Origin of the sequence: Actinokineospora diospyrosa, from assembly GCF_024171925.1 — a bacterium.
Lineage (GTDB): Bacteria > Actinomycetota > Actinomycetes > Mycobacteriales > Pseudonocardiaceae > Actinokineospora > Actinokineospora diospyrosa.
In genome coordinates this window covers 49,051-63,878 of the sequence record NZ_JAMTCO010000007.1, presented here as the reverse complement: position 1 = coordinate 63,878, position 14,828 = coordinate 49,051, and the positions used below count along the sequence as shown (strand labels likewise).

Genomic DNA, 14,828 nt, shown 5'->3' with positions numbered 1-14,828 from the left:
ACGGAGAACGGGCCCGGGGAGCACGCCTCCCCGGGCCCGTTCGTTTGTTCGACCTGCTTTGGTTACTTGCTCAGCTGAACTGCCAAGACCGCTTCGACAGGCCGTACCAGAAGCCGTCGATCACGGCCCGCCGCTCGCCCGGACTGTCCACAGTGGCGCCGAGGGCGACGAACAGCGGCGCGAAGTGCTCGGTCCGCGGGTGCGCCAACCGCGCGGCTGGCGCCTTGCGCTCGAAGTCGACCAGCGCGTCGATGTCGTGTCCGGCAACGGCCCGGTCGCCCCAGTCGTCGAACTCGCTCGACCAGGCGGGCGGCGTGTGCGCGGGGTCGCGGCTCATGTTGAGGCCGGTCAGGTTGTGCGTGAAGAACCCGCTGCCGATGATCAGCACGCCCTCGTCGCGCAACGGTGCGAGCCGCCTGCCGATCGCGACCAGCGCCGCGGGGTCCAGCGTCGGCATGGAGATCTGCAGCACCGGCACATCGGCGTCGGGGAACATCTCGACCAGCGGGACGTAGGCGCCGTGGTCGAGGCCGCGGCCCGGGTCCTGCGCCACCGGGGTCGGCATCAGCTTGCGGATCTTCGCGGCGAGCTCCGGCGCGCCGGGCGCGGCGTACTCGACCTGGTAGTACCGCTCGGGGAAACCCCAGAAGTCGTAGGTCAGCGGCACGGTCTCGGTCGCCCCGATGGTCAGCGGGGCCGCCTCCCAGTGCGCCGACACGATGAGGATCGCCGTCGGCTTGGCCAGCTCGGCCGACCACGCGGCGAGCTGCCCGGTCCACAGCCCGTCGTCGGCCAGCGGCGGAGCCCCGTGGCTGAGGTAGAGCACCGGTTGCGTCATAGCCCACCGCCCGTAGTAGTTGAAACTTGAACAATCTACCACGACGTTCGACGGGCCCGGGGTATTCCCGAGGTGTTCGCTGCGGTCGCGCCCGCCACATTCACCCGACCGGGACGCGGCTCGGCGATAGGGAGTAGCTGCGGGTTCAGCGCGAGATGCGGGCGCCGATGCCGTCGAGGAGGAAGTCCAGGCCCGCTCGGAAGGTGTCGTCGGCGTCCAGGTGAGGACCGTCGTGCACGAGGGTGGACAGTGCGGGGAACTGGCCGGTGGCGAAGATCCGCAGCAGGTAGGGCCCGAAGGCGTTCTGCCACTGCTCCCGGTTCATCCCGGACGCCCGCTCGGCGCGCCGCTCGGTGATCTCGCGGCGGACGGCGCCGATCACGTACGCGTTGACCGCGGCGATCGCGGGTACGGCGGTGCCCAGGTCGACGCCGCCCATGCCCGCCGCGACGGACTCGCCGCTGGCCAGCGTGTTCGGTCCGAGTTGGGGGCGCCCGCCGAGCAGGTCGGCCAGCCATTCGTGCTGGTGGGCGGCTTTGCGGGTGGCCTCGGCGAGGGAGCGCAGCACCTCCCGCCAGCCGTCGCCGGTGGGGCGGATCTCCGCGTAGACCGCGTCGACCATCAGGTCGAGCAGTTCCTCCTTGGTGGCGATGTAGCCGTACAGCCGCATCGGTCCGACGTCCAGAGCCGCGGCGACCTTGCGCAGCGACACCGCGTCCAGGCCGTCCGCGTCGGCCAGTCGGATCGCCGCGTGGACGATCCGCTCCCGGCTCAACGGGGCGGGCACCGGTCGATCCGGCGGCTCCGGCCGCTCCCACACCAACATGCCGGGGACAATACAGCGCCACGGGTGATACGGTGTATCGACTGATACAGCGAATTGAGGTGGTCATGACCATCGCCATCGTCGGAGCGGGCTTAGGTGGCCTCGCCCTCGCCCGGGTACTGCACCTGAACGGCATCCACGCGGTCGTGTACGAACGGGAGTCGTGGCGCGGTGAGCGTGATCAGGGCGGGATGCTCGACATCCACTCCGGGCAGGCCGCGTTGCGCGAGGCCGGTCTGATCGAGGAGTTCTACGCGATCGCCCGCGGCGAGGGCCAAGACATGCGGCTCCTAGAGCCGGACGGCACCCTACTGTTGCAAGAGGACACTCCCGAGGACGCGCCACTGCTGCGGCCCGAGGTGGATCGCGCTGATCTGCGCAAGATGTTGCTGGACTCCCTCCCCGAACACGCGGTGCGCTGGGGGCACGCCTACGACTCGGCCGACAACGGCGTGCTGCGCTTCGCCAACGGCAGCAGCACGACCTACGACCTGCTGGTCGGCGCCGACGGCGCGAACTCCCGGGTCCGCGCACTGCTCACCGACGCCCGACCGGCGCACACCGGCCACAACCTCGTCGAACTCGGCATCCCCGACGCCGACCGAACCCACCCCGACCTCGCGGCAATGGTCGGCCGCGGCAACTACTGGGTCCTCGGCAACGGGCAATCCCTTGCCGCCCAACGCAACGGGGACGGCCGCGTCCGCATCGGCCTCGGCTTCTACAACACCCCCGAGAACTGGTTCGCCACCAGCGGCATCCCGTTCGACGACCCCGCCGCCGCCCGCGCGCGACTCATCGACCTGTTCGCGGGCTGGCACCCCCAGTTCACCGCCCTGATCGCCGCCTGCGACGACGTGGTCCGCCCCCGATCGATCAGCACCCTCCCGATCGGCCTGACCTGGCCCACCAACCCCACCACCACCCTGATCGGCGACGCCGCGCACCTGATGCCGCCAGTGGGCGAGGGCGCCAACATGGCCCTACTCGACGGAGCCCGCCTAGCCCTCGCCCTAGCCGCACACCCAACCGACTACCCAGCGGCCATCGAGGACTACGAACACGAGATGTTCAAACGCACCAGCGCAATCGGCAAGCGATCCGCCCAGGTGCAAGAACTCCTGACCCTGCCGGACGCGAGCCGCCGCATGCTCGCATTCTTCCAACCCGGCTGACACACCTTCTCGACCCGACATCCGCCAGCACTAGATATCGCGGCAGGGCAACACTTCTCGGCTTCCCCGCACCCCTGCCCGCCCCACCCTTCACCCTCACCCCCCGCTCCAACCTCCCCCACCCCAACCAACCCCACCACCCCACCCCTGCTCGATGGGGCGGACTTGTTTTGCGCGGGGGGACGACACCCGTAGCGTTTCCTCGCGGCAGGGCCAGTCTTTTCGGCCCCTGCTGTGCGGACCTGCCACGGGTGTTGTAGGGGCCCCGCGCAAAACAAGTTCGCCCCATCGAGCCGACCGCACTCCCAGCTCCAGCGGACACACGGCTACTCGCCCCACTGAGCCACACGCACTCCCAGCCCCAGCACGGACCCCACCGATGCCGCGCCCCATCGAGCCCACCACACTCCCAACCACCGCAGACCCACCGATGCCGCGCGCCATCGAGCCCACCGCACTAGCAGCCACCGCAGGCCCCCACACCAGCAGACGCCGAGCTACCGGGCATGCGTGTCTTGCGCATAGGAGCCGTACCGCGTGACGAGCACTTTGCCGATCCCAGCCAGCTGCTCCCGCACCCCCGCTGGCCCAGTCACCTCAACCCATTCGACCAGCCCAGCAAGCTCACCAGCGAGCATGTACTCGCTGTGCCCACGGATCACGACCTCAACGCGACCGTCAATCGCAGCACCCCCCACTTCCAGCCGACCGCCGAAAGCCATGCGGAGCACGCCTACCCCGTCAGGCGCGCACACCGCCTGGGCCTCGAGCGGCGTTCGCTTGCGGTCGACCTCGTCGGCGATCTCGCGCCAGCTCTCGGCGAGGTCGAAGTCCGCGGGGCGGTGCACGGGATCGTCGGTCGGGTCGGCGGAGGACACGCGGTCGATGCGAAAGGTCCGCCTGCCCGCGTCGGTGTTGGCGACGAGGTACCACGACGGGCCTTTGGCGACGATGCCCAGCGGGTGGACGGTTCGCCGGGTTTCGGCGCCTTCGCGGTCGAGGTAGCCGAGCCGCACCTGGACGCCGCGGATCACCGCGTCCTGGAGGTCGTCGAGAAAGGGCGGCGCGCGGCGCTCGACCCGATTCGCCCCCCACCGTTGCGGGTCCACGACCAGCGACGACGCTGCCGCCTCGGCCTGCACCCGGAAGGGTTCGGGCAGGGCGTGGACGAGCTTGCGCAGCGCTGCTTTCACGGCGGGCGTCGCGGCCGAGGCCTGGCCCGCGACCAGGAACAGGGCGCGGGCCTCGCTCGCGGTCAACCCGGACAGGTCGGTGCGGGCGCCGCCCACCAGTCGCCAGCCGCCGCCCCTGCCCTGCGTGGCGTACACCGGCACCCCGGCCATGGCCAGGGCATCGAGGTCGCGGCGCGCGGTGCGCTCGGAGACCTCCAGCTCCTGGGCGACCTCTGCCGCTGTCACCTGCTCGCGCCGTTGCAGCAAGAGCAGGATCGCCACCAGTCGGTCGGTTCGCACACCGAGAACACTGGCACACAAAACCGGTCATGGGGTGACCGGTTTCGGTCGGCAAGATGGCGGCACGACCTCACCGACAGGTCTCACGGCCGTGAGAGGAAACGCATGTTTGATCCAACCGGTTTTCCTGAGCCAACCCTAATTCCGGTCAACGGTGTGGAGCTTGAGGTCTTCGAGGCAGGCCAGCACAATGCCGGAAAGCCGATCGTGCTCTGCCACGGTTGGCCGGAGCTCGCCTATTCTTGGCGCCACCAGATTCCCGCACTTGTCGCAGCGGGCTACCACGTCATCGCCCCGAACCAGCGGGGTTATGGCAACTCATCGCGTCCGACAGAGGTGACGGCATACGACATCGAACACCTGTCGGGCGATCTCGTCGCGCTTCTCGATCACTACGGGTACGAGGACGCCACTTTCGTCGGGCACGATTGGGGCTCAATGGTGGTTTGGGGGCTGACCTTGTTGCACCCACATCGGGTGAACAAGGTGATCAGCCTGAGCCTGCCCTATTTCGAGCGGGGCGAAAAGCCCTGGATCGAGTTCATGGAGGAGCTGCTCGGCGGCGACTACTACTTCGTCCACTTCAACCGGCAGCCGGGCGTGGCGGACGCGGTGCTCGATGCGAACGCGTCCCGGTTCCTCCGCAACATCTACCGGAAGAACGAGCCGCCCAAGGAGCCTCAGCCGGGTATGGCGATGATCGAGCTCGCCAGGGCGGAGACACCGCTCGGCGAGCCGTTGATGAGCGACAGGGAGCTGGCTGTGTACGTCTCCGCTTTCGAGTCGACCGGGTTCACGGGGAGCATCAATTGGTACCGGAACCTTGATCGCAACTGGCACTTGTTGGCTGGGGTGGACCCGATCGTTCAGCAGCCAGCGCTCATGATCTACGGCGATCGGGATGTGGTGGCGCGGTCTGCGAACATGGCTGAGTTCGTGCCGAATGTGGAGGTGACCAGTGTGGACTGCGGTCATTGGATTCAGCAGGAAAGGCCGGAAGAAACGAATCGCTTGATTCTGGAGTGGCTGGGATAGCTCGACACTTCCCTGTGCAGGGCGCGATTGTTGCTTTCTGGTGCAAAGCACGTGAGCCTGCTGGCTCGATGGGGTGAACTTGTTTTGCGTGGGGCCCCTACAACACCCGTGGCAGGTCCGCACAGCAGGGGCCGAAAAGACTGGCCCTGCCGCGAGGAAACGCTACGGGTGTTGTCCCCCCGCGCAAAACAAGTTCACCCCATCGAGCGCGAAGGTGAGCCCCACAGCAGATGCGAAAGCATTGCCTTGTTCGTGTACGGCGCTTGAGCGTGACAAGTTCGGTCCTAGCGAGTGGCGGAGATGAGTTCCGCAGTCGAGCGGGTCAGCCTTGGGCTAGGTCGGCGAAGCGGCTGTAGTGGAGTTGGTGGGCGACGACGACGGTGGCGGTGGGGCCTGCTCGGTGTTTGGCGAGGATCAGGTCGGCCTCGCCCGCGCGGGGGTCGTCGCGTTCCCAGGCGTCGGGGCGGTTGATCAGGATGACCATGTCGGCGTCCTGTTCCAGGGAGCCGGATTCACGCAGGTCGGAGAGCATCGGCCGCTTGTCGGTGCGCTGTTCGGGGCCGCGGTTGAGCTGGCTGATGGCGATGACCGGGACCTCGATCTCCTTGGCCAGCAGCTTGAGCTGGCGGGAGAACTCCGAGACCTCTTGCTGGCGGGACTCGACGCGCTTGCCGGAGGTCATCAGCTGCAGGTAGTCGACCACGACGAGCTTCAGGTCGTGGCGCTGCTTGAGGCGCCTGGCCTTCGCGCGGATCTCCATCATGGTCATGTTCGGTGAGTCGTCGACGAACATCGGGGCCTCGCTGATCTCGCTCATCCGGCGGGCCAGGCGGGTCCAGTCGTCGTCGGTCATCCGGCCACCGCGCATGTCGCCGAGGCGGATCTTGGCCTCGGCGGAGAGCATGCGCATGACGATCTCGGTGCGGCTCATCTCCAGCGAGAAGATGACGCTGGACATGCCGTGCTTGATGGAGCAGGAGCGGGCGAAGTCCAGGCCGAGGGTCGACTTGCCGACACCGGGGCGGGCGGCGACGATGATCATCTGGCCGGGGTGCAGGCCGTTGGTGATCTCGTCGAGGTCGGCGAAGCCGGTGGGGATGCCCTGGGAGATGCCGCCGCGGGAGGCGATGGCGTCGATCTCGTCCATGGTGGGCTGCAGCAGTTCCTCGAGCGCGACGTAGTCCTCGCTCATGCTGCGCTCGGTGACCTCGTAGATCGACGCCTGCGCGCGGTCGACGATCTCGGTAACGTCCGCGCCCTCGGCACCCTGGTAGCCCAGCTGCACGATCCGGGTCCCGGCCTCGACCAGCCGCCGCAGGATGGCCTTCTCGGCGACGATCTCGGCGTAGTACCCGGCGTTGGCCGCGGTCGGCACGATCGAGATCAGCGTGTGCAGGTACGGGGCGCCGCCGACCTTGCGGAGTTCGCCGCGGCGTTCGAGCTCGGCGGAGACGGTGATCGGGTCGGCGGGTTCGCCGCGGCCGTACAGGTCGAGCACGGTGTCGTAGATGATCTGGTTCTTGGGCATGTAGAAGTCATCCGGGCTCAACGCCTCGATGACATCGGCGATGGCGTCCTTGGACAGCATCATGCCGCCCAGCACGCTCTGCTCAGCCCGCAAGTCCTGTGGGGGCTTGCGGTCCATCCCGTGCTCGCCGGGCTCGGGCGGCAGGGAGAGGTCGTCAGCGAGCGCCACGGAACTGCCCCTCCTGGAAGACTCGGTCCGGTGCGGACCTTAGGTCGGCGGTACGACATTCGGGTGGTGGTCGACCACCGCGCGCCGGGCCGCCAGGCGACGCTAGGACCCCCGAACGGCCCCTTGCAAACCACGCTGGGGACGGTCCTGTGGATAACCTGGGGATGATCGCGGTCAGCTGAGCACAGGTACCCGACGGGCTGTGGACAACCTGGGGACAGGTGTCCGACTTGTTCGGAGAAGCCCAGCTCAGGGCCTGTGTACAACTTGTGGAGAAATTGCCCGCCCGGTTCTTCGGCGTGTCGCGCCATCGTCGTTTTTCGGCGTGTCGCGGGGTGGTTCGCTCGGCAGGGTGACCACGACCTGTGGACAACTGCGCAGACGCAGAACCGCCCCACTCAGCGTGACCGAGCGGGGCGGTTCAGCGTGCGTGAGTCAGCTCGCGGCGGCGACGTGCACCGTGAACGCGGCGGTGACATCGGGGTGCAGGCGAACACTCACCGAGTGCTTGCCCACGGTCTTGATGTGGCCAGCGACCTCGACGGCGCGCTTGTCGAGGACCGGGCCACCGGCCGCCTTGACCGCGGCGACGATGTCGGCGGTGGTGATCGAGCCGAACAGCTTGCCCGACCCCGAGGCGGCCTTGGCCTTGAGCGGGACGCTGCCCAGCGCGGTCAGCGCGGCCTTGACCTCCTTGGCGTGGTCGAGGTTGCGGATCCGGCTGGCCTCCTGCGCCCGGCGGATGACCTGGACCTGCTTCTCGGCGCCCTTGGTCGCCAGGATGGCGAAGCCGCGCGGCAGCAGGTAGTTGCGGCCGTAGCCGTCCTTGACCTCGACGAGGTCACCGGGGCCACCCAGGCCGCTGACGTCGGTGGTGAGGATGAGCTTCATGATCGTCCCCTCCTGGTCAGCGGGCGGTCGAGGTGTACGGGAGCAGAGCGACCTCGCGGGCGTTCTTCACCGCGATGGCGACGTCACGCTGGTGCTGGCTGCAGTTGCCGGTCACCCGACGCGCGCGGATCTTGCCGCGGTCGGAGATGTACTTGCGCAGCAGCGTGGTGTCCTTGTAGTCAATGTTGACCGGACGGTCCTTCTTGACGTCCTTGCAAAAGACGCAGACCTTCTTCTTGGGCTTGCGAATCGGTGGCTTGGCCACGGTCAAACTCCTGAGTGGTATGTCGAGAAAGCGTCTGGGTTGGGTGCGTTACCCGGTCAGAACGGCGGTTCGTCGTTGAAACCGCCGCCGCCACCTGCGGGCGGTGCGGAGCCCCACGGGTCGTCGGGCGGTGCGGACGGGCCGTTGTAGCCACCGCCACCACCGCCTGCGCCACCGCTGCGCCCGCCGCCGCCACTGCCGCCGCCGAAGCCGCCACCATCGCCGCCGGTGCCCCGGCTGACCTTGTTGACCTTGGCGGTCGCGTAGCGCAGCGAGGGGCCGACCTCGTCGACCTCGAGCTCCATGACGGTGCGCTTCTCGCCCTCGCGGGTCTCGAACGAGCGCTGCTTGAGGCGGCCGGTGACCAGCACGCGGGAGCCCCTGGTCAGCGACTCGGCGACGTTCTCAGCCGCCTGGCGCCAGATGTTGCAGCGCAGGAACAGCGCCTCGCCGTCCTTCCACTCGCCGGACTGGCGGTCGAAGGTGCGCGGGGTGGACGCCACGGTGAAACTGGCGACGGCGGCACCCGAGGGGGTGAACCGCAGCTCCGGGTCCGCGGTCAGGTTGCCGACGACCGTGATGATCGTGTCCCCTGCCATGGTCAGGCGTTCTCGCGCCGCATGACCTTGGTCCGCAGAACGGACTCCTGCAGCGACAGCTGGCGGTCCAGTTCCTTGACCGCGTCCGGCTCGGCGTTGACGTCGAGCACGGCGTAGATGCCCTCGCTGTGCTTCTTGATCTCGAAGGACAACCGGCGCTTGCCCCAGATGTCGACCTTCTCAACGTTGCCACCCGACGTGCGGATGACGTTGAGGAACGTGTCGAGCGACGGCGCGACCGTGCGCTCGTCGAGTGTGGGGTCGAGGATGACCATGACCTCGTAATGACGCATGAAGACCACTCACCTCCTGTGGACTCGGCGGCCACGGACGATCCGTGGCAGGAGGGTCTTTAGCGGACGCAGCGTAACAGCTCGCCGCTCACGTCCCGCGCAGCACCCAGCTGCGGACCAGTGCACCAGTGACCACCGACAGCGCCAGCGCGGCCAGCATGACCGGCAGGCCGACGGCGCCCGCCGGGGTCACGGGCAGTGCATGGGCCTCCCCGACCGTGCGTAACCCGGTCGGAGCAGAACCGAGGATGCCGAACTGTGGCGCGTAACCGGGGACGCCGCCGTAGCGGACCTCCGGGCCGGGCGCGTAGACCCCCGCGCTGGCGTACGGCACGGTGCCGTAGTCGCGCGGAGCGGCCCGGTACAGCGCGACCTCGGGGGCCTGCGGGGCGCCGCCGACCGGCTGCGCGTTGGGCGTGGTCGGGGCTGGGGTGCCCGGCTGGCCCGGGGTCGGTTTGCCCGGCGTCGGCGTGGTCCCCGGTTTGCCCGGGTTGGTCGGGGCGCTCGGGTTGATCGCCCGCAACGTCATGCCGCAGTGCTCGGTGACCTGCGCGCGCACGGACGCGAGGACGGCGTCCACCGCGGGTTCGATCTCCTTGAGCGGCCGCACCGCCTCGACGACGGCGTCCGCGACCTGCGCGGCGCTCACCTGCGCGGTGCCGTCCGGCACGGTCCCGACCGCGATGGCCGGACCGAGCGGGAAGCTCAACCCGACCGAGGTGGACCGCAGCAGGCCGAGACCGGGGGTCTCCCGGACCGCCTTGGTGACCATGCCGGTGACCGCGATCCTGGCGAGCTGCACGGGCTGGCCGCTGAATGCGAGCACGGTCTGGGCGCAATCCACGGCGAGGAACGGCAGCGGGGCCGCGCTGGCTGGAGCGGCGCCGAGGACGGCCGTCCCGAGCAGTACCGCGGTGACCGTCATGAGCCGTCGACGCACGCCGAGTCCCTTCACTCGAACGAGAATCACTCGTTCGCGGAAACCTACCGGCGAGTTAAGTTAGGGTCAGGCGGGGGTGCGGCGCAATACCCAGGTGCGCACGAGCGCGGCGGTGACCCCGGAGAGCGCGAGCACGGCGAGCAGCACCGGCAGCCCGACACCCCGGCTGCCGGGAGCGTCGAGCGCTTCCGCGTGCCCGGCGGCTTGGACGCCGTCCGCGTCGCCCGTGCCGAGGATGCCGAATTGCGGCGCGTACCCGGGGATGGAACCGCCGTAGCGGACGCCGGGCGACGGGGAGAACAGCCCGGCCTGGGCGTAGGGGATGCCGGAGTAGTCGGTCATCGGTGACCGTCCGAAGCTCAGTCCGGACCCATAGAGCGGCAAGCTGCCCGGGTTAATACCGCCAACAACAGAGGTACCCGGCCCGTTGGTGCCCGGCGTGCCAGGCGGAGTCTGCGGGTTGCCCCCAGTACCGGGCGACGGGTTCGTACCGGGCTTGTTGGGCACGCCGGGTGTACCCGGGGCCAGCGGCGGTAGAGCTGCCGCGCCGCGCTCAACAGCGCCAGCGACGGCACCCGCGCCTTCCTGAACCGGCGCTGCGACCGCGTTGACCACAGTGACCGTGATCGAGCAGCCCGCGGTCAAGGCGCCTTGGACGCCGGAGACGATGCCGGACAGTGCCTGGCCGATAAGCGGAACCTTGGTGATCGCGGCCTTGATCTGTGGCACCGCCGCAGCTGCGATAGTGCTGCCGGGGATCGTCGAGTTAGCCGCCGGGATGACGCCGAGCGGGATGTTTCCCATAGACGTCACCGCGCCGCGAACCCCGCCGGACAGCGTTGGACCTAACAGTGGGACGGCGTTGACCACCCGTAAGACCGGGTCGAGTACCGCGGTGGGGCTAAGCGAGATCGGAGTACCCGGGGCACCTTGGATCGTCGTCGCGCAGCTGCCGACCACGATGGGCGGGGCCGCCGCGGCCGTACCGGCGCCCGCCAGCACGCCGGCCGCTGTGCCGCTGATGACCAGCACGAGCCCGGTCGCGTAAACCTTGCCACGCCGTCGCATGAAGATCCTCCGAATACCGGCGAGTAGCTTCACTGGGAGACAACGACTGTAACCCGACATGGTGACGTGCACGGGAGGGGTTTCCACGAAAGTGCTTCGCGTTAGCCCGGTTGGAGCAGGCGGGCCGCTCACCGGCCCACTCGGACGCTGATTCACCGACCACCGAGGGGTCCCACGGTCGGAGTCGACGACTACCCTTTCCGGCCATGAGCATCGGTGCCCACGTCCGCGATGACGACCCGCTCGACGCAGCGCGCGAACGCGGCGCCGACGTGGTGCAGTTCTTCCTCGCCGACCCGCAGGACTGGAAAGCGCCCAAGCCGCACCCGAAGGCCGACGAACTGCTCGCCACCGACCTCACCGTCTTCGTGCACTCGCCCTACGTGGTCAACCTGGCGTCGACGAACAACCGGATCCGGATCCCCTCCCGCAAGCTGATCACCCAGCACGCCGACGCGGCGGCCAAGGTCGGCGCGAAGGGCCTGGTCGTGCACGGCGGGCACGTCAACAAGGGCGAGGACCCGCAGGTCGGCATCGACAACTGGCGCAAGTTCTTCGAGCGCCAGCACGCCGAGGGCGGCTTCGGCGTGCCGATCCTGATCGAGAACACCGCGGGCGGCGACAACGCCATGGCCCGCCGGTTCGACGTGCTCGCCCGGCTCTGGGACGCCGTCGCCGAGTTCGACGCGGGCTTCTGCCTGGACACCTGCCACGCGTTCGCCGCCGGTGAGGACCTGGTCGGCATCGTCGAGCGGGTCAAGGCGATCACCGGCCGGATCGACCTGGTGCACCTCAACAGCTCGCGCGACGAGTTCGGCTCGGCGCGCGACCGGCACGACAACATCGCCACCGGCACCATCGACGCCGACCAGCTGGTCGGGGTGGTCGCCGCCGCGGGCGCCCCGGTCGTGGTCGAGACACCGGCCGAGGGCCAAGCCGCGGATATCGCGTTCCTGCGTGAGGCGCTCGGACGGTGAGCACAGTGCCCACTGGCGTCACCGCCGCCGCACCGGCAGGCGAGCCGGCGGGCACCCCGGCGCGGCTGGGGGCCGGGACGGCCGCGCGCCTGGGCCGCGGCGCGCTCGCGGTGCTGGTGCTGCTGTGCGGGATCACCCTGCTGCTCGGCTTCGCCAACAAGGACCGCTGCACCGGCCCGGAGTTCGACACCTGGGGCCGCAGCCAGCCCGACTTCGACGAGCGCAAGTACGCCGACGTCTGCTACTCCGACATCCAGTACCTGTGGATCGGCCGCGACGTCGACCGGCACGTGTTCCCGTACGTGCACGGCAAGATCTCCGCGACCGGCGAGCTCTCCGGCGGCACCGTCGAGTACCCGGTCCTGACCGGCCTGCTCATCTGGGCTGGCGCGCTGTTCGTGCACACCGACGCCGGGTTCCTGCTCGCCTCCGCGCTGATCATGGCGCCGTTCGGGCTGCTGACCGCGTGGCTGCTCGGCAGGCTGTCGCGCTGGCGGGCGCTGCTCTGGGCGGTGTCACCACCGCTGGTCATGTACGCCTTCCACAACTGGGAACTGCCGGTCGTGGCCTGCGCGGTCGCCGCCGTCTACGTGGTGCACCGTGGCTGGGGCGCGCGCGGGGTGGACCGGCCGCTCGTGCAGCGGGCCACGCTCAGCGCCGTGCTGCTCGGCCTCGGGTTCGCGTTCAAGCTGTACCCGGCGATCTTCGTGCTGCCGCTGATGCTCTACGTGCTCACCGGCGGTCGCGGCGGCCGCGAGCTGCCCGCGGGCAAGACCCGCGACATCAGCGGGATGGTCCGGGTCGCGCTGGTGGCGATGGGCACCGCGATCGCGGTGAACCTGCCGTTCGCGATCGCCGGGCGCGAGGGCTGGCTGGCCTCGTTCGTCTTCCAGGGCCAGCGCAAGGCCGACATCACCGCGAACTCGATCTGGTTCTGGGCGCTGCGGCCGGACTCGGACCCGCAGAACCTCACCGTGCACGAGTACATCGGGGTGATGTCCCCGGTCCTGGTCTTCGCCTCGTTCGCGGTGGCCTGCGTCATCGGTTGGCTGCGGTTCCAGCGCGAGGGCACCTACCCGTGGATCGCGGTGTCGGCGGCCATGCTGTGCGGGTTCCTGCTGCTGCACAAGGTCCACTCGCCGCAGTACACGCTGTGGCTGGTGCCGATGTTCGTGCTGCTGAACCTGCGCTGGGGCTGGATCGCGGCCTACTGCGTCGCGGACCTGGCGATGGGGATCGGCATCTTCCTCTGGTTCGCCCAGATCGCCGCCCGCCAGCCCTCGGGCATCTACGAGGGCTTCGCCGCGCAGGCGGTGATGATCGGCGTCTGGGGTCGGGCCGCGCTGCTGGTCGGCCTGTTCGTCGCGTTCCTCAGCGCGAAGGACACCGTCGACGAACCGCTGTTGCCCGCCGCCCCCGCCCGCACATGACCGCCGGGTACTCGGGCAAGCCGCTCGCGCAGAAGTTGGGCGTCAAGGCGGCCTCCCGGGTGCTGGTGACCGGCGCGCCCGAGGGGTTCGACCTGGGTGCCCCGCACCACAGCCGGGCCGGTCGCGAGCCCTACGACGCGGTGCTGCTGTTCTGCCCGTGGACCGCTGACCTGGTTCGCGGCTGGGCGCCGTCGGTGGCGCGGCTCAAGGTCGACGGCGCGCTGTGGGTCGCCTGGCCGAAGAAGGCCGCGAAGGTCCCGACCGACCTCGACGAGAACGGCGTCCGCGGGTTTGCGCTGGAGCACGGCCTGGTCGACGTGAAGGTGTGCGCCATCGACGCGGTGTGGTCGGGGCTCAAGCTGGTCCGCAGGCTCGTCGACCGCTAGACCAGTTCCGGCTCCGGCTGGGCAACCCGCCGCGCCCCGACCCGGCGCCGGGTGATCAGCGACTCGGCGGTGATGATGATCAGCGCCAGCCAGACCAGGCCGAAGCCGACCCAGCGGGCGGTGGTCATCTGCTCGTGGAAGATCAGCAGGCCGATGCCGAACTGGATGATCGGCACGAAGTACTGCAGCAGGCCGAGCGTGGTCATCGGCACCTTGGTCGCCGCGGCGCCGAAGAGCAGCAGCGGGATGGCGGTGATCAGGCCGGTGCCCGCCAGGAGGACGGCGTTGAGCCAGCCCGCGTGGCCGAACGTGCCACCGCCGGTGCTGTGGGTGAACACCAGGAACCCGAAGGCGAGCGGGGTGAGGATCGCGGTCTCCAGCGCCAGGCCCTCGCTCGAGCCGACGTCGGCCTTCTTCTTCATCAGCCCGTAGGTGCCGAACGAGAACGCCAGGGTCAGCGCGATCCACGGCAGCCTGCCGTAGTCGAAGGTCAACTCCACGACGGCGGCGAACGCGACGGCCAGGCCGATCCACTGCGCCGGGCGCAGCCGCTCGCCCATGAACACCACGCCGAGGGCGATGGTGACCAGGGGGTTGATGAAGTAGCCGAGGGCGGTCTCGACCACCTGGTTGCTGTTGACGCCGTAGATGTACATGCCCCAGTTGAGGCCGATGGTCAGCGCGCCGACGGAGATGAACCCGAGCGTGCGGCGGTTGATCGCGCGCAGGTGCTTCCAGCGCTTGCCGACCACGGTGATCGCCGCGACGACGACGAGCGACCAGCAGATCCGGTGCGCCAGGATCTCAACCGGGCCCGCTGGGGCGAGCAGCGGCCAGTACAGCGGGAAGAAGCCCCACGCGAGGTAGGCGAAGAAGCCGAGCCAGAGGCCCTGTCGACTCGCCATGCGCGGGCCTCCGATCATCCTATGTATTGCCG

General features: G+C 69.2%; 16 protein-coding genes. 5 read left to right on the top strand and 11 right to left on the bottom strand.

Going from position 1 to position 14,828, the window contains the following annotated elements; translation table 11 throughout:
- Positions 1 to 70: 70 nt before the first annotated feature.
- Positions 71 to 838 (bottom strand): dioxygenase family protein, encoded by a 768-nt coding sequence (locus LV75_RS14110; RefSeq protein WP_253887346.1) that lies wholly within the window; start codon positions 836 to 838, stop codon positions 71 to 73.
- A gap of 145 nt (positions 839 to 983) precedes the next feature.
- Positions 984 to 1,664, bottom strand: a complete 681-nt coding sequence (locus tag LV75_RS14105; RefSeq protein ID WP_253887345.1) for a TetR/AcrR family transcriptional regulator — start codon at positions 1,662 to 1,664, stop codon at positions 984 to 986.
- A 65-nt stretch (positions 1,665 to 1,729) separates the two neighbouring features.
- Between LV75_RS14105 and LV75_RS14100 the strand changes: the two genes are divergently transcribed.
- Positions 1,730 to 2,839: an FAD-dependent oxidoreductase gene (locus LV75_RS14100; protein WP_253887344.1), complete on the top strand. Its 1,110-nt coding sequence runs from the start codon at positions 1,730 to 1,732 to the stop codon at positions 2,837 to 2,839.
- Positions 2,840 to 3,336: 497 nt separating this feature from the next.
- Here the strand turns inward: LV75_RS14100 and LV75_RS14095 are convergent, their stop codons facing one another.
- A complete protein-coding gene (locus tag LV75_RS14095; RefSeq protein WP_253887343.1) occupies positions 3,337 to 4,311 on the bottom strand; it encodes a helix-turn-helix transcriptional regulator in 975 nt (324 codons plus the stop codon).
- A gap of 105 nt (positions 4,312 to 4,416) precedes the next feature.
- Between LV75_RS14095 and LV75_RS14090 the strand changes: the two genes are divergently transcribed.
- On the top strand, positions 4,417 to 5,346 hold the full coding sequence (locus LV75_RS14090) for an alpha/beta fold hydrolase (RefSeq protein WP_253887342.1): 930 nt from the start codon (positions 4,417 to 4,419) through the stop codon (positions 5,344 to 5,346).
- Between the two features lie 322 nt (positions 5,347 to 5,668).
- On the opposite strand, the gene dnaB is transcribed toward LV75_RS14090, so the two are convergent.
- The 7 genes from dnaB to LV75_RS14055 form a co-directional block, all read right to left on the bottom strand.
- A complete protein-coding gene (gene dnaB, locus LV75_RS14085; RefSeq protein WP_204449609.1) occupies positions 5,669 to 7,042 on the bottom strand; it encodes a replicative DNA helicase in 1,374 nt (457 codons plus the stop codon).
- Between the two features lie 435 nt (positions 7,043 to 7,477).
- On the bottom strand, positions 7,478 to 7,936 hold the full coding sequence (rplI, locus tag LV75_RS14080) for a 50S ribosomal protein L9 (protein ID WP_253887712.1): 459 nt from the start codon (positions 7,934 to 7,936) through the stop codon (positions 7,478 to 7,480).
- A 13-nt stretch (positions 7,937 to 7,949) separates the two neighbouring features.
- Positions 7,950 to 8,198, bottom strand: coding sequence for a 30S ribosomal protein S18 (gene rpsR / locus LV75_RS14075; protein WP_054053205.1), 249 nt, complete (start codon positions 8,196 to 8,198; stop codon positions 7,950 to 7,952).
- Between the two features lie 56 nt (positions 8,199 to 8,254).
- Positions 8,255 to 8,797, bottom strand: coding sequence for a single-stranded DNA-binding protein (locus LV75_RS14070; RefSeq protein WP_253887341.1), 543 nt, complete (start codon positions 8,795 to 8,797; stop codon positions 8,255 to 8,257).
- Positions 8,798 to 8,799: 2 nt separating this feature from the next.
- Complete coding sequence (gene rpsF / locus LV75_RS14065; protein ID WP_204449606.1) at positions 8,800 to 9,090, bottom strand: 30S ribosomal protein S6; 291 nt, start codon at positions 9,088 to 9,090, stop codon at positions 8,800 to 8,802.
- Between the two features lie 88 nt (positions 9,091 to 9,178).
- Positions 9,179 to 10,030 carry a hypothetical protein gene (locus tag LV75_RS14060; protein ID WP_253887340.1) on the bottom strand — a complete coding sequence of 284 codons (852 nt, stop codon included), beginning with the start codon at positions 10,028 to 10,030 and terminating at the stop codon, positions 9,179 to 9,181.
- Between the two features lie 66 nt (positions 10,031 to 10,096).
- Positions 10,097 to 11,098 carry a hypothetical protein gene (locus LV75_RS14055; protein ID WP_253887339.1) on the bottom strand — a complete coding sequence of 334 codons (1,002 nt, stop codon included), beginning with the start codon at positions 11,096 to 11,098 and terminating at the stop codon, positions 10,097 to 10,099.
- Between the two features lie 206 nt (positions 11,099 to 11,304).
- Here LV75_RS14055 and LV75_RS14050 point away from each other — a divergent pair, with 206 nt between their 5' ends.
- Genes LV75_RS14050 through LV75_RS14040 form a run of 3 tightly spaced genes read left to right on the top strand, consistent with a single transcriptional unit; the run spans position 11,305 to position 13,891 of the window.
- Positions 11,305 to 12,075 (top strand): deoxyribonuclease IV, encoded by a 771-nt coding sequence (locus tag LV75_RS14050; RefSeq protein ID WP_253887338.1) that lies wholly within the window; start codon positions 11,305 to 11,307, stop codon positions 12,073 to 12,075.
- Complete coding sequence (locus tag LV75_RS14045; RefSeq protein ID WP_372504172.1) at positions 12,072 to 13,505, top strand: glycosyltransferase family 87 protein; 1,434 nt, start codon at positions 12,072 to 12,074, stop codon at positions 13,503 to 13,505. Before LV75_RS14050 ends, LV75_RS14045 begins: the two co-directional genes overlap by 4 nt.
- Positions 13,502 to 13,891 (top strand): DUF3052 domain-containing protein, encoded by a 390-nt coding sequence (locus LV75_RS14040; protein ID WP_253887337.1) that lies wholly within the window; start codon positions 13,502 to 13,504, stop codon positions 13,889 to 13,891. The genes LV75_RS14045 and LV75_RS14040 overlap by 4 nt, the downstream gene beginning before the upstream one ends.
- Here LV75_RS14040 and rarD read toward each other — a convergent pair.
- Positions 13,888 to 14,796, bottom strand: coding sequence for an EamA family transporter RarD (rarD, locus tag LV75_RS14035; RefSeq protein WP_253887336.1), 909 nt, complete (start codon positions 14,794 to 14,796; stop codon positions 13,888 to 13,890). The two genes, LV75_RS14040 and rarD, sit on opposite strands and share 4 nt — an antisense overlap.
- Between the last annotated feature and the right edge of the window lie 32 nt (positions 14,797 to 14,828).